The organism is Christensenella timonensis, from assembly GCF_900087015.1.
GTDB classification, from domain to species: domain Bacteria; phylum Bacillota; class Clostridia; order Christensenellales; family Christensenellaceae; genus Christensenella; species Christensenella timonensis.
Genome location: NZ_FLKP01000002.1, coordinates 1,973,990 through 1,988,650 on the forward strand (window position 1 = coordinate 1,973,990; position 14,661 = coordinate 1,988,650).

Genomic DNA, 14,661 nt, shown 5'->3' on the forward strand with positions numbered 1-14,661 from the left:
TTTGATATCCTCTTCGTTAGATTCCTAACCGAGTATATCACAATGCGCGCCGCCCTTCAAACCTTTGTCTGCTTGTGCTATACGCGGCAAAGGCGGTATAATGGAAAAAAACGGCGGAGGTCTTTCCTTATGGACGAAAACACCCTCAAACACGATATCGATACGCTGTCCCGCTTTTTGGCGCGGCGCGACTTGTGCGGCCTGTCCCCTGCCGCCCTCGCGGGCGCCGGGTTTTCCCGTGTGGATGTATTGTTCGTATTCGGCTGCGAGGTGATCCCTGTTATCGAATGCGCGGCCCAAGCCGCATCGCAGGGGCTGTGCAATACCGTCGTGTTCAGCGGCGGCATCGGCCATTCCACGCAAAACCTCGTCCATACGGCGCGCGAGCTGTTCGGCGAGGAATGCGGCGGCCTTCCGGAGGCCGATATCATGGCGCGTATCGCCATCCGGCATTACGGCATGGATCCGTCGATCGCCTTATGCGAAGGGAAATCCACCAATTCGGGCGAAAACGCCCGCTTTTCGCTCGCGCTTTTGAAAGAACGCGGGATCTCCCTAAAAAGCGCGATGCTCATGCAGGATCCGTTCATGCAGCTGCGCAGCCATTTTACACTGCTCAAATACCTGCGCCCCGGCGTGCCTCTCCTAAGCTATGCACCTTTCATCCCCTATGCGGGGATGCCCTGCGGCAGCGAAAATGGTTTATGGTCAAAAGAGCGTTTCCGCGAATTCCTGCTGCGCGAGATCCCGCGCCTGCGCGACGACGAAAACGGCTACGGGCCTAAGGGCGCCGGATTCATGGAGCATGTCGATATTCCTTCCGAAGTTGAGCAAAGCTACGCGCGTATCTGCCGCGCGTACGGGGAATAGGCCGCGATTGCGTCCAAAAGCAAAAGCCGGGCATACCAGCGTATGTCCGGCTTTTTTAGGGAGATATGTACAGGTGGCTATTTTATTTCGCCTCGATCAGCGTACCGCTTTTCCCTTCCAGGGCCAGGGGCGCTTTTTCCAGCGAACCGATGATCGCTTTCCTGCCTTCCCTGCTGCTTGCAAATTCGCATGCGGCCTGTACCTTGGGCAGCATACTGCCCGGCGCGAACTGGTTTTCGTCCATATATGCCTGCGCCTCTTTCGGCGTCATATGAATGATCTCCTTTTGATTTGCTTTGCCGAAATTGATGCAGACGCGATCCACCGCCGTCAGGATAAACAGGTATTCCGCATGTACCAGCTCGGCCAGTTTTTCCGCGGCAAAATCCTTGTCCACGACCGCCGCTACGCCCTTGTAACCGTCCTTGGTATGGATGACGGGGATGCCCCCGCCGCCGCCGGCGATGATGACCTCGCGCGCGCTGATCAGCGTGTCAAGCGTCATATATTCGTAGATGCTCACAGGCCTCGGCGAAGCGACCACCCGCCGCCAGCCGCGCCCTGCGTCCTCCACATATTTGCACCCCGTTTCCGCCATCAGTTTCTTCGCCGTTTCCTCGTCGTAGAAAGCCCCGATCGGCTTGGCCGGGTTTTTGAACGCGGGATCGTTTTCGTCGACGATGACCTGCGTGAGCATCGTGATCACGGGCGTATCGCCGCTTCCGTTGCGGACGAGCTCCGCATCTATGGCCTGCTGCAAATGATAGCCGATGTAGCCCTGGCTCATCGCCGTACATTCCGCGAGCGGCATCATAGGCGTATAGCCGCCCTCGAATCCTTTTTCAAACGCTAAGTTGATCATCCCCACCTGCGGCCCGTTCCCGTGGCATACGATGATATCGTTGCCCGCAAGAATGAGCGGCACGATCGACTTTGCCGCAAATTTTACTTTTTCCATCTGCTCTTCGGGCGTGTTGCCGAGCGCGTTGCCCCCGAGCGCGATTACCATTCTGCACATAATTGCTTACCGCCTTTTCCGGTATTTTAGGATGACGAAACCAAAAGCGGATCAACGACCCGTTTCCCTTTCGTGCCAATACAATTTCCCCAATGGATTTTGCGCCGGAGAGGCGGAGCGGAGCGCTCCGCCCTTCCCACGCAGTTCGTTATAAGGTCCTTCACACGGAGGCCACCCCGTGCAAATGTGAGTCCATGTATGCCCATAGAAGTGATGCAGCGTGTCCGATCGCCGCGCTGGGCGTTTCTATTTTTTACCGGAAGGCTGCTGCTGCGTAATACAGTGGACGTTCCCGCCTCCGAGGAGGATCTCCCTTGCGGGGATCTGTACGATCTCGCGGCCTGGGAAACATTCCCTGAGCGTGGCCACTGCTTTTTCGTCGTTCGGATCGCCAAAGCCCGGCACCACGATACCGCCGTTCGCGATATAGAAGTTCACATACGAAGCGGCCAGGCGGTCGCCTTCCAGCCTCGGCAATGTGCCGTCCACCGCGTCTACGCCCTCTTCCTCTTCTTTGGTGATCGTAATCGGCGCGGGCACATACAGTTTGACGACCTCAAGCTTCCTGCCCTTTGCGTCCGTTTCCGATTCGAGGATATCGAGGTTTTCCTTGCTGATCGCGTACTGCGGGTCGTTTTCATCGTCCGTCCATGCGAGCAATACCTTACCCGGCCTTACAAAGCAGCAGATGTTGTCCACATGCCCGTTCGTTTCGTCGAGGTAGATCCCCTTTTTCAGCCAAATCACCTTGTCCGCGCCGAGGTAATCGCACAGCACCTGCGTGATCTCCTCTTTTGTGAGGTCGGGGTTCCGGCCTTCGGAAAGCAAACATTCCTCCGTCACCATCACGGTTCCGTCGCCGTCCGAATGGATGCTGCCGCCTTCGAGTACGAAATCGTCCAGGCGGTAACGCCCCTTGCGTTCGATATCGCACATCTTGCGCGCTACCTCGTCGTCCTTGTCCCACGGGAAGTAAAGCCCGTCCACCAGGCCGCCCCACGAGTTGAACGTCCAGTCCACGCCGCGCACCTCGCCCGCGTCGTTTACGACAAACGTTGCGCCGCAGTCGCGGATCCACGAGTCGTTGTTGGACATTTCCACTACGCGGATCTCCTCCGGGAGCATGCCGCGCGCGTTTTCGTACTGGTCCTCGTTCACGCCCACTGTGACAGGCTCGAATTGATTGATCGCTTTTGCGACTTCCACGAACACCTTCTGCGCGGGCTTGCCGCCCAACCTCCAGTTGTCCGGGCGCTGCGGCCACAGGATCCAGCAGCCGTCGTGATGTTCAAACTCTCCGGGCATCCGAAAGCCGTCAGCCTTTGGTTTTGAATCGTAATTAATCATGATAATACATCGCCTTTCTTTGTATTTTAACTTAGCATATAAGTCCGTATCGCTTTACTGTTTTTTCTGTTCCAGCGCTTCCTGCTTATTCTTTTTCCCCGCGCATACCGCGGCGATAATTTCGCCCAGTACCACAGAGATCACCACGCCGATGATCAGTACCACGTCCGGCGTCAGCATGCCCGTCTCCGCGTCATACGGGAACAGCAGGAAGAAGATCGCCAGGATGAGCAGCGCGAACGGCACCCATGTCATGATCCCGATCATGCCCTTTTTGCCCGGTACCTTGTACGGGCGTTCCCTGTCGGGATCTTTTTTGCGCAGCTTTTGGAAAGCCGGGAACATGAAGATATACGAAGCGAGCAGCGTTACCACGTTTAAGGCAAACAAAGTCCAGAAGGAGTCCACCGCGTCCGGGTTGACCTGCCCTAAAATGGCCGCGACCACCACGATCACGGTCGCCACCACCCCGTTGATGATGTTTGCGCTCGAAGGAACCTCGTCCTTGTTTTCTTTCCCGAATACTTTGGGCATCGCATGGTCGCGCGCCGCGTACATCGCGACATAGTTTACGCCGAACGACCACGAGGAGAGGTTGGCGATCAGCGAGAACATGAAGAGGATGCCGATAATCGTGAGGATGATACCCGGCGCTCCTGCCAGCAGGATCCCTGCCGCGTCCATAAAGCCGCTGTCCACGGAAAGCTCATTATACGGGATCGCGGCGCTGACGCCGAACGCGCCGAACAGGTAAAATACCGCGATCAGGATGCCGCCGACAACGATCGCCTTCGGAATTTCCTTTTTGGGGTTCTGCATATCGCCCGCAAAGGTAGTAACGACCTCAAAGCCCATGAAATTAAAGAGGATGATCGAAATAAACGAGATGCCCATCAGCGGCGAGATATCCGCCAAGGAACCGGAGTTCGCGAAACCGTTCACAACCGCGCCGTAAATCCCCAGCCCGCCCATCGCAACGATCAGTATGACCTTGACGATGGTGCCGATGTTGATCAGCCATTTGCTCTGGCTGACACGGTAATTGCTGATGAGGATGACCACCCAGATAAAGACGAGCTGTATCACGAGCGTCAAGATCCAGTTGATCTCGATTCCGGCCGCCGCCATCAGGATATCTGTGAAAAGCACCGCGAGGGACGCCATCCACAGCGGGAAGTTTACCCAGTAATACCATGCGACGCGCGAGCCGTTGCGCCGCCCGAACGCGCGCTTGACCCAGTCGTAAAGGCCGCCTTCGTCGTCGTACGTCGTACCGAGCTCTGCTGAAATCATGCCGTACGGCAGGAAGAACGCAATGAGCATGATCGCCCACCAAATGTACTGCCATGGGCCGATCGCCGCCGCAGGCGCTACCGCCTCCACGACAAGGACGATGCATACCGCAGCCAGCACTGCGTCAAAAAGTTTGAATTTCTTCTTTGTAGCCATCATATACCATACCTCCTTCTTAGTGACGCCCGCCGGGATACGCCCGCAGGAGGCGCTCCCGGTTCCGGCGTTTGTTTTTTCAGGAACGGATGTTTCAAACCAGCTTGATCTCCTTCATATACGCTTCGAGGCCTGCCTTGGAAGCATCCTTTGCCACGATGTCCACCGGCTTTTCCGGGTACATGAAGTATACGAGCAAGCTGCGCATTGCGGAAAGGCGGTTTTCCGCCTCGTCGATCACAATGGAGTATGGCGCGTCGATGACTTCGTCCGTCACTTCTTCGCCGCGCGTTGCGGGCAGGCAGTGCATGAACTTCACCGTCGGCGCCGCTTTGCCGATCATTTCGGCGTCTACCTGGTATTTGGGATAGAAGATGCGCATGCGGTCTTCCTTGGAAAGCTCCGCCTCGTACAGGCCGTACCAGACGTCCGTATAAATGAAGTCCGCGCCGGATACCGCCTCGTCCTCATCCTCCGTAAGCAGGAAAGAGCCGCCCGAAACCTTGCAGTTTTCTTCGCAAATCTTCTGGAAATTCTCTTTTAACTGGAAGCCTTTCGGCCCGAATTGTACGAATTTCATGCCCAGCTTTGTCGTGAGCATGGCAAGGGAGGCGCACACCTGCGTGGCGTCGCCTACGAATACGACCTTGCAGTCTTCCATCTTTTTGCCGTCCGGCAGGTGTTCTTTCATAGTGATCGCGTCGCCCATCTCCTGCGTCGGATGGTTGTAATCGCTCATGCCGTTGATGACGGGGATGGAAGCGCCCTGCGCCATTTCAACGATCGTCTGGTGGCGTTCTACGCGCGCCATCAGGATATCGACCAAACGGGACAGTACGCGCACCGTATCGCCTACGGATTCGTGCTTGCCCATCTGGATCTGCCCGGGGGCTAAATATTGTGCGTGTCCGCCCATCTGCGCCATCGCCGTTTCAAACGAAACGCGCGTACGCGTGGAGGACTGCTCAAAAATCATCCCCAGGACTTTATTTTTCATCAGCTGCGGATAGTAACCCAGCTTGATACATTTTTTGATGGCGATTCCCAAGTCGATGATCTCCACCAGTTCCTTTTTGGTGAAATCGGTTGTGTCGATAAAATCTTTGATACGAGCCATAATCAGCATCCTCCTTGAATAAAGTGAATTGTTTATAGAACCGAAACGCTTTTCGGTGGTTCAACGTCTGTTACGTCCCCGGGGCCGCCCATCATGAAATTGTCCTTCGGATGCTTTCATGATAGTGCCAAAAAAGCCTCAAGTCCATATATAATCCATGTTTTGGAATAAACGAAACGCATATGAAATCGCGTTACGCATTTGTGAACAAAATACCACGAACACTTTTTTTCACGAAATTCGACAGGCGCCTTTTTCCCGGGGCACCGCGCGTTTACGCTTCGTTGGCAGCTTTTTTGCGCAAACGCTCTTCCCTGCGTTTTTGCGCACGCCCGTATTCCCTTCTCTCGTTTTCCGTGTTTGGAACAAAAGGGGGAACCTCCCGGGGCTTGCCGTCGTAGCCCAGGGCCACGAACACGAGGTAAGCCGTATTGGTACGGGTCTTTTCATCCGTATTGCACTTTTCGCTGTACACGTCCACGCGCACCTCAAGCGACGTTCGCCCAGTCCATGTCACGCACGCCTGCAGTGTCACGATCCCGCCGAGCGGCACGGGATGCTTGAAATCCATACTGTCGAGCACTGCCGTCGTGACAATACTGCGGCAGTGCCGCGTCGCCGCGACCGCGCCGATGATGTCCACCCACTGCATGAGCGTCCCGCCGTGCAGGTTGCCCAGCTGGTTGATGTCGCCTGACATCACGATGTGCGTCGTTTCCGCGTAACCTTTTCCGCTGTATTCCATTTTTCTACCCCCCGGCGAAGCTTTTTGATATCCTACTTATACCCCGCTTTTTTTGTTTTATGCAAAAAAAGGCGATTCTTTTTTGCATATCCTCCGGGTTTTTGTTTATCAATAAGACGTCGCACGACTATCACAAAAATAAACCGCAAAGGAAACTGGTATGAAGAAAATCGGTTTTTTACAATTGATGTTTTTGACAATGGCGTTTTTCGCATCGATCCGGCGTGTCCCCAATATCGCATACGCGGGATGGGAATCCATTTCCTTTATGATCTTTGCGATCATCATGTTCGTGATCCCCGTATCCTTTGTTTCGGCGGAGCTTGCCACGGCAATGCCCGTCGACGGCGGGCTTCCCGTATGGATCAGCAAGGCGCTTTCCCCGCGCTGGGGCTTTACCGCGGCCTGGCTGGTATGGATACAGATGTGCTTCGGCATGGTCACCGTCGGCGCCGCCTTTGCGGACATGCTGGCCACCATGCTGGGCGCCAAGGATCTTTTGAGCAACAATATCTTTATCGGCGTCGTAGTGATCGCTGTTTTCTGGCTGATCACGCTGCTGATCATCAAGGGCGTCCCCATTACGGCCATCAGCACGTACGGCACGATTTTCGGGCTTTTCGTCCCCCTTGCCGTCCTGCTCATCTGCGGCACGGTATTTGCCGCCACGAACGACGCAGCCGCCTTTACGCCGCCGCCCGTCTCGCAGATCATCCCCAACGCTTCGGACTTCGACACCTTATCGCGCCTTTCGGGCATCATTTTCCTCTTCGCGGGGATGGAGCAGGCCTCCAGCTTTGCAAACCGCATTGACAACCCGCGCAAGAATTATCCGCGCGCCATCATTTTGGCGACGGGCTTTGTCGCCGTGCTCTTTACCTACGCCGGCATCGTTACGGACGCCATCGTAAAACAGTCGGGCGTGGCGCTGGCCGACCCGGCGCAGGCCTTTTCCGTCATGTTCGACCAATGGGGCCTCGGCTGGATCACCACCATCATCGCCGTGATGATCGCGCTTTCGTGCGTCACGGAAATTTCCGCCTGGACTTCCGGCCCTTCGCGCAGTATGCTCCGGTGCGCGAACGCGGGCAACCTGCCGCCGGTGTTCCAGAAGGTCAACAAGCACGATATCCCCGTACCGATCATGATCCTGCAGGCGGTCATCGTTACCGGCGTGGCCCTGATCTTCGTGTTCATCCCCGGGACGAACGGCGTATTCAATACCATCCTCACAATGGCGGTCGTGCTATACTGTATCGTCTATATCATGATCCTTTTATCCGGTATTATCTTCCGCCGGAGGCATCCGCGCGACTCGCACGCTTTCAAAATCCCCGGCGGTATGCCCGGCATGTGGATCTTTTCCATCGTCGGTTTCATCGGCATCGCCTTCGTGATCTTTACCAGCTTTATCCCGCCCGCCTCGCTGCGCGCAGACGCTTCCTCGGCCAGCGGCTACATCCTCTTTATCCTTATCGGATCCGTCGTCTTGACGGCGGTGCCGCTCCTGATCTATAAATTCCGCAAAAAGGAATGGCGCGACCCCGCCAAAGCGGAGCGGGAACAATTGTAAAAATACAGCAACAAAAAACGGACAGCCCATAAGGGCTGCCCGTTTTCATTCCTTTGGCTGGAAAACGCGGTTCAAATGTATTTTCCTTCATATTCCTCGATGGGCATGGGCCGGCTGAAAAGGTAGCCCTGCGCCTGCTCGCAGCCGATAGTGCTCAAGATGTTGAACTGGTCTTCCGTCTCTACCCCCTCGACCACCATGCGGATATCCATTTTGCGGCAGATGCCCGCGATGGACTCGATGACCATCTGCGCCTTGCGGTTATGCTGTATGTTTTCCGCCAGGCTTTTGTCGATCTTCAGCACGTCGAAATCGATGGAAGTAAAGAGCGAGAGGTTCGCGTAATTCACGCCGAAATCGTCGATGGTAATGACGAACCCTTCTTCCTTGATCTTGTCGATCAACCGGATCATGTCGATCCCTTCCGTCCCTTTGACGCTCTCGGTGATCTCGATCTCCACCAGTTTTTTATCAAAACCATACTTGTCATATATAGTTTCCAATTTACTTAAAAAGTCTTTTTCCACCAGCGTATAGCGCGAAAAATTGACGGAAATGGGCACGACCTTTTTTCCCTGCCGCAGCCATTCCGCGATCTTGGAACAGGTATAGTCGAAAACAAAAAAGTCCAGCGTACTGATGGCCCTGGCGTCCTCCAGCACCGGCAGGAACTGCCCGGGCGCCAAAACCACGCCCTCCTCGACCTGGTAACGCACCAGTGCTTCCGCGCCGATCAGCGAACGGTCAACAAAGGAGACCTTGGGCTGTAAATAAACCTTGAAGCGCCCTTGGTCGATCATCCCCTGCAATACGCCCGGCTTGGTAAGGCCCAGCACGTCGTCATTGTAATGGCGGTAGCGGTCGCTTGAGAGCGTCTTGCGGTAATACTGCTTTTTGTCCTCGTACATCATGGCGTCCGCCGTATAGATGAGGCGCTGCATATTTTCCACCTTTTCCGCCCACTGGTAACCGATGGCAGCCTGGCACCTGTCGCTTGCGGCAAACTGGTTTTTCAGCTCGCGCACATCCTGGAAAAAATGCTCCTTGGCAATCCCCTTGCAGATCACAATGAACTCATCCCCGCCGATCCGGTAAAAGTCCCCCTCCACGAATACCTTCCGTATGGTCTGCGCACAGTCGACCAGCGCCCGGTCGCCATAGGAATGTCCAAGCTCGTCGTTTAAGTTTTTAAGCCCGTTCACATCGACGTAAACGATCCCTACCTTCTCTTCCCCGTCACATTCCGCCAGGTCTTGCATATAACGGTTGCGGTTATAAAAACCCGTGAGCATATCCTCAAAGCTTAAGCGCGTCAACATTCTTTCGTCCTCTACCCTGCGGATGGTGGACATCAAAAAATAGCGCAGCGTGTGGAACAGCGGTACGATATTGCGCAGTTTTTCCGCAGGCGGGTTATCCACGCCGAAACAACCGACCAATTCGCCATCCTGCTCGAGCGGCGCGGCCACCAGGCTTGTGATATCCTGCACGGAAAGGAGGTCGTATTCGTCCGGCTTCTCGTCCTTGACGGCCTCTATGTCTTCAATTACGACACATTCGTGCCGGTCAAAGCTTGACCTCCAACGGTCGATGAGCGTAATATCCAGGTCTTGCAGCAATTCGATCTCCGGCATGACCCCCTCCGCACACCATTCATATGTGTTGTATATCCTGTCGCCGCGGATCTCGAATACATAGGCCCGGCTTGCCAGGAGGAAACTCCCGATCTTGCCCAGCACAAAATTGACCGCCTCTTCCAGGTCTTTCGTCTCATACAGGTGGTGTACGCATTCCTGAAGCACCATTTGTGCTTCCAGCGCGTTTTTCAGCGCAACCTTTTCCCGCTCGTTTTCCGTAATATCCGTTGCGATCTCCATACGGGCCGTCCGTCCGCCCCAGTCTACGAGCTTATCCTTTAAAATGTAATGTCCGCCCACCATTTCGTTGGAAAATTCCCACGTATATACTCTTTCCATACTCAATTTATCGTTGGTACAAAAAGGACAGGGCGCGTCGCGTCCCTGCAATACTTCATAACATTTTTTTCCTTCAATATCCGTGATGCCGAATGTTTCCCGGCCCGCTGAATTGAGGTATAAAAGCTCGTAAGTCTCCACATCGGACACATATACCAGTTCGAGCATCTGATCCAGCAGGTCAAGCAACAGGTTTTGCAAAAAAATCCCTCCGATTTTGCCATAAACTATAAAGAAACGATAAGCATAGCGATTTTGTACCTATTGATCCTATCATATACCACTTTTCAGCAAATGGGAAGTAGAAAAATATTTTTTTAATCCGGAACCGGTATGCAAAAAAACAGGCTCCGAAAAGCCCGCAGCCTGCCCATGTGATCCTGCTTATGATTTTTCCTTGTTGTTTTCGTAAATGCTCCGGCAATGATCGCCCACCAGCTTGAGCGTTTCCGTCATGACCGGCGAAAATTGCTGGGCGTCCCCCGCCATCAGCGTCTGCAGCGCCTTGTCGTGGCAGCCGCCGTATTTGCACATCAGCTCGTCATAATGGTGCGCAAGCGCTACGGCCTGCGCGCAAATCGGTATGTTATTGCCGGAAAGCTTATCCGGATATCCGCTGCCGTCCCAGCGTTCATGGTGGTAACGGCATATGTTGTAGCAATAATTCGCATAAAACTCGTTTTCGAGGTTTTTCAGCGGATCGATGAGCTTGCATCCCTTTGTCGTATGCGTCATGAATATCTTTTCTTCTTCGGGCGACAGCGATTCCCTGTTGTTGACGATCGACTCCGGCAGCATCAGCTCGCCTACGTCGTGCAGGATGGAAGCCATGCCCATCATTTCGATCTTCTGCGGCGTGAGCCCGTAGTTGTCGTCATAATATTCGTAGATATACTTCAGGATCTCCTTCGTATAAAGCCGGATGCGCTGGATATGCTCCTTTGTCTCCATCGTCTTGGTTTCCATGACGGAAGTTAAGACCGCGACGATCATTTCGTTGATATCGGAAAGCGCCTCCGTCTTTTCCTCTATGGCCTCTTCCAGATGGTTCTGGTATTTGTAAAGTTCGATGAGCGTACGCGCGCGCCGTTTGACGATATCCGGCGCAAAGGGTTTGCGGATATAGTCCACCGCTCCCAGCGAAAGGCCTTTTTCTTCCATTTCGTCAGACCCCGCCGCCGTGATCAGCATAACGGGGATGTCGCGCAGCATATCATGGAAGCCCATGTATTCCAGCACATCATAACCGCTTACCTCAGGCATGATCACGTCGAGCAGTACCATCGATATCTCTTTCCTGTGTCCATCGAGCAGCTCGATCGCCTGCCGCCCTCCGTCTGCCACGAGGACATCATATTCGCTCACCAGCAGGTTTTTGAGCATGTTGCGGTTGATCTCGATGTCGTCCACAACCAATATACTGTTTGCCATGTCCCCTCCCCTAGCCTATCCGCTTGATGGTATCGACTGCCGCTTCGTATGCTTCTTTGAGCGCCTGCGCCTCCCGCGCAATATCCGTTTCCCCGCTTCTAAGCTTATCCACGATGCACGCGCTTTGTTCATATACCCCGCGAAGCCCCAGGTTTCCGCCCAGCCCCTTGAGCGTATGCGCATGTACCATCGCCTGCCGCATATCATCCTTGCCATAGGCCGTGCAAAATTCCCCGTAGGTCTGGTCTTCCAGAAACTTGTGCAAAAACTTCACACACAGGCTTTCATTGCCGCCCATCCGTTTGAGTACGTCCTTCAAATCGATTCCCTGTCCGCTGTATTTTTCCGCAGCCTCCTGAAATGTCATATTCTGTCCTTTCCGCCAAACAGCTCCCTTTTATTATAGCAAATAGTCTTTCAGTATGGCAAAGACCACTTTTGCATCGATTGGTTTTGATACGTGCGCATTCATGCCGTTTTTGATCGATTCCGCAACGTCCTCCCGGAAACCGTTGGCAGTCATGGCCAAGATCACAATATCCTTCGCGTCGGCATGTCCGCTTGCACGGATCGCCTGCGTCGCTTCGTACCCGTCCATCACGGGCATTTGCACGTCCATCATGATCGCGTCGTAATATCCCGGCGGGGAAGCAACGAACTTTTCAAGCGCCTGCTGCCCGTCGTTTGCGGTCTCTACCATGAACCCGACTTGTTCGCTCAGGGCCTGCCCGATCTCGCGGTTCAGCTCGCTGTCGTCCACCAAAAGCATGCGTTTGCCTGTAAAATCGGGCAGCTCCTCCGTTTCCTCCGCTTCTTCCACGGCCTCGCCCTCAAGCTCCCCGATCACCTGGTACACCGCTTCCCGGAGCACAGGTTTTGTCAGGAATCCCTTCACGCCCGCCTCACGCGCTTCCTGCTCGACACGTTTATAGTCATACGCCGACATCAGCACGACGAGGATATCGTTTTTGGCCTCGTTCCTGATCCATTCCGTCGTACGGATCCCGTCCACGTCCGGCATGTAAAGGTCGATAAACGCAAAATCAAATGGCTCCGCCGACTTCTTGATGATATGCACGGCCTCCGCACCCGAACCGGCCTCCTCTGCCCGGATACCCAACTGTTCGCAGATGACCTTTAGGTGCCCGCGCATTTCGTCGTCGTCATCCACCAGCAGTACGCGCAGGTCTTTCCATTTTTCCGGCAGCTTGCCGTCGTTTACCGGCGCATCCGCAAACTGCAGCCACAGGTCGAACGAGAATTTACTGCCCTTGCCTTCTACGCTGTGTACGTCGATAGTGCCGCCCATCGTTTCCACAAAGGTTTTGGAAAGCGCCATACCGAGGCCTGTGCCGCCAAACTTGCGCGAAATGTCCGTGCTTTCCTGCTCAAATGGCAGGAATATCCGGCTCATGAATTCTTCACTCATGCCGATGCCATTATCCGTCACCGAGAAATTCAGGCACGCCGCGTTGCCGCGCTGCGCCACCTGGCGGATCGCCAGCTTGATCTTCCCGCCCTCCGGCGTGAATTTCACCGCGTTGGAAAGGAAGTTCAAAAGCACCTGCCGGATACGCAGCTCCGCGCCCACAAAGCGGTCGTTTACCACGTCCCGGAGCATGACGTCGAATATCTGTTCTTTTTCCGCGATCTTCGGCTCCATGATCATGGATATCTCCGAAAGCATCACGTTCAAGCTGAACTCCTTTTGCTCGAATTCCATCTTGCCGCTTTCGATCTTGGACATATCGAGCAGGTCGTTGATCAGCTCCAACAAATGCTGCGCCGCTATATGGACCTTCTTCAAGTCGTTGTTCGGCTTCTTTTCGGCCTCCAGGGAATTCTTCATGACTTCGACAAGCCCGATGATCGTATTTAAGGGCGTGCGGATCTCGTGGCTCATGCGCGATAGGAACTCCCGCTTGGCCTTGTTTGCGCTGCGCGCGTCGTCCAGTGCGGATTCCAGCATTTTCTTCGATACTTTTTCCGCCGTCAGGTCGCTCGTCACAAACACGTGTTTGACGACCCTGCCGTTTTCCAGGATGGGATACAGCTTGCTGTGCAGCTCTTTTTCCGTTCCTGTCTTGGGGTCGTGTATCATGAAATCAAATTCTATGATCTCCCGCGTCTTCGCAAGTTCCACCGTCTTGCGCACCCTCGCAAACTCATCGTCGCTGAAATAGGAACGCGCGATCCACATGTTGTGCTTGTAGTCTTCCACAGGCAGCCCCAGGATGCGCCCGGCGTTGTCGCTGATGTATTCCACCTTTTCGCCGACACAATCGTATATCATGAACACATCGTCCACGTTTTCCGATATGATCTTAAAGAGCATATCGTTGTGGTAGATGTCCGCATTCCGCTTGGTAATAGTGTGCGCGCTCATGATAGACAGCAGCAAAGTAATACCGATCAAGGCGCCGCCCCATATGAGCGCCATCATGTTCGTACGGTCGTTAAGAGCGGTCGTACTCTCCACGTAATGCGCGATGTGCTGCTGCGAATCGCTGATGACCCGGGCAATGAGCTGATCCGCTTCCTGATAGACCGGATAGGCCTCAGTATACAAGATCGCTTTTGCCTCGTCGAGTTTGCCCTGGTAGATGAGCTCGATACACCGGTCGTGCTGCGTGCGCAGGGTATCGAAATCCTCAAACAGCGTCGCGACCAGCTGGGGATCCCCCTGGTATTGCTCCTGCAGCACGCGCCGGATGGCGGGCTGCTCTTTGCGGTTCTCATACATCCGCTCCAGGTTTTCCCGCTGGTTATCGAAATTTTCATCGTCTGTCAGCATACTGAGCATCGTATTGCGCGCATACAAAATCTGCAGCCGCATTTTCCAGGCCGCTTCGTTCACCGCGTAAGGTTCCTGATATATTTCATTTGTGTACCGTGCAAGGCGATCGGTATTTACGATCGTCATACCCGCAAAAGCGGTCACGCCGATGGAAATAACAAAGACAGTCAATATAAGGAGCGTATTGACGTTCTTCAGTTTCCATCTTTTCCTCTTCCCCATAACCTGCCCCTACTTTATTTATATGCCCGGTCGCAAAAAAATATTCCGAAGAAAAGAAAACCTCTCTATTGTGACTATTCGATACGGTTCCCTGTTTTTCCTGTCGCATTTTGCAA

Annotated in this window: 11 protein-coding genes; 2 read left to right on the forward strand and 9 right to left on the reverse strand. The window is 54.3% G+C overall.

Features of this window, described 5'->3' with window-relative positions; all coding sequences use genetic code 11:
• Positions 1-129: 129 nt before the first annotated feature.
• The gene (locus BN6471_RS10820; RefSeq protein WP_066648864.1) at positions 130-870 is read left to right on the forward strand and encodes a YdcF family protein; all 741 of its coding nucleotides are present in this window, start codon (positions 130-132) and stop codon (positions 868-870) included.
• 82 nt (positions 871-952) lie between these two features.
• Here the strand turns inward: BN6471_RS10820 and arcC are convergent, their stop codons facing one another.
• From arcC to BN6471_RS10845, 5 genes are all read right to left on the reverse strand, one after another.
• The gene (gene arcC, locus BN6471_RS10825) at positions 953-1,888 is read right to left on the reverse strand and encodes a carbamate kinase (RefSeq protein ID WP_066648866.1); all 936 of its coding nucleotides are present in this window, start codon (positions 1,886-1,888) and stop codon (positions 953-955) included.
• Positions 1,889-2,134: 246 nt separating this feature from the next.
• The gene (aguA, locus tag BN6471_RS10830) at positions 2,135-3,235 is read right to left on the reverse strand and encodes an agmatine deiminase (RefSeq protein WP_066648867.1); all 1,101 of its coding nucleotides are present in this window, start codon (positions 3,233-3,235) and stop codon (positions 2,135-2,137) included.
• Positions 3,236-3,289: 54 nt separating this feature from the next.
• The gene (locus BN6471_RS10835) at positions 3,290-4,684 is read right to left on the reverse strand and encodes an APC family permease (protein WP_066650096.1); all 1,395 of its coding nucleotides are present in this window, start codon (positions 4,682-4,684) and stop codon (positions 3,290-3,292) included.
• Positions 4,685-4,778: 94 nt separating this feature from the next.
• Positions 4,779-5,801 (reverse strand): putrescine carbamoyltransferase, encoded by a 1,023-nt coding sequence (gene ptcA, locus BN6471_RS10840; protein WP_066648869.1) that lies wholly within the window; start codon positions 5,799-5,801, stop codon positions 4,779-4,781.
• A 274-nt stretch (positions 5,802-6,075) separates the two neighbouring features.
• Positions 6,076-6,546, reverse strand: coding sequence for an acyl-CoA thioesterase (locus tag BN6471_RS10845; RefSeq protein WP_066648870.1), 471 nt, complete (start codon positions 6,544-6,546; stop codon positions 6,076-6,078).
• Positions 6,547-6,706: 160 nt separating this feature from the next.
• Here BN6471_RS10845 and BN6471_RS10850 point away from each other — a divergent pair, with 160 nt between their 5' ends.
• Complete coding sequence (locus BN6471_RS10850) at positions 6,707-8,119, forward strand: amino acid permease (RefSeq protein WP_066648871.1); 1,413 nt, start codon at positions 6,707-6,709, stop codon at positions 8,117-8,119.
• A 71-nt stretch (positions 8,120-8,190) separates the two neighbouring features.
• Here BN6471_RS10850 and BN6471_RS10855 read toward each other — a convergent pair whose 3' ends face one another.
• From BN6471_RS10855 to BN6471_RS10870, 4 genes are all read right to left on the reverse strand, one after another.
• Positions 8,191-10,296 (reverse strand): sensor domain-containing diguanylate cyclase, encoded by a 2,106-nt coding sequence (locus BN6471_RS10855; RefSeq protein ID WP_242861861.1) that lies wholly within the window; start codon positions 10,294-10,296, stop codon positions 8,191-8,193.
• 183 nt (positions 10,297-10,479) lie between these two features.
• Positions 10,480-11,526 carry a response regulator gene (locus tag BN6471_RS10860; protein ID WP_066648876.1) on the reverse strand — a complete coding sequence of 349 codons (1,047 nt, stop codon included), beginning with the start codon at positions 11,524-11,526 and terminating at the stop codon, positions 10,480-10,482.
• Positions 11,527-11,536: 10 nt separating this feature from the next.
• Positions 11,537-11,893 (reverse strand): Hpt domain-containing protein, encoded by a 357-nt coding sequence (locus BN6471_RS10865; RefSeq protein ID WP_066648878.1) that lies wholly within the window; start codon positions 11,891-11,893, stop codon positions 11,537-11,539.
• Between the two features lie 33 nt (positions 11,894-11,926).
• The gene (locus BN6471_RS10870) at positions 11,927-14,545 is read right to left on the reverse strand and encodes a response regulator (protein WP_066648880.1); all 2,619 of its coding nucleotides are present in this window, start codon (positions 14,543-14,545) and stop codon (positions 11,927-11,929) included.
• Between the last annotated feature and the right edge of the window lie 116 nt (positions 14,546-14,661).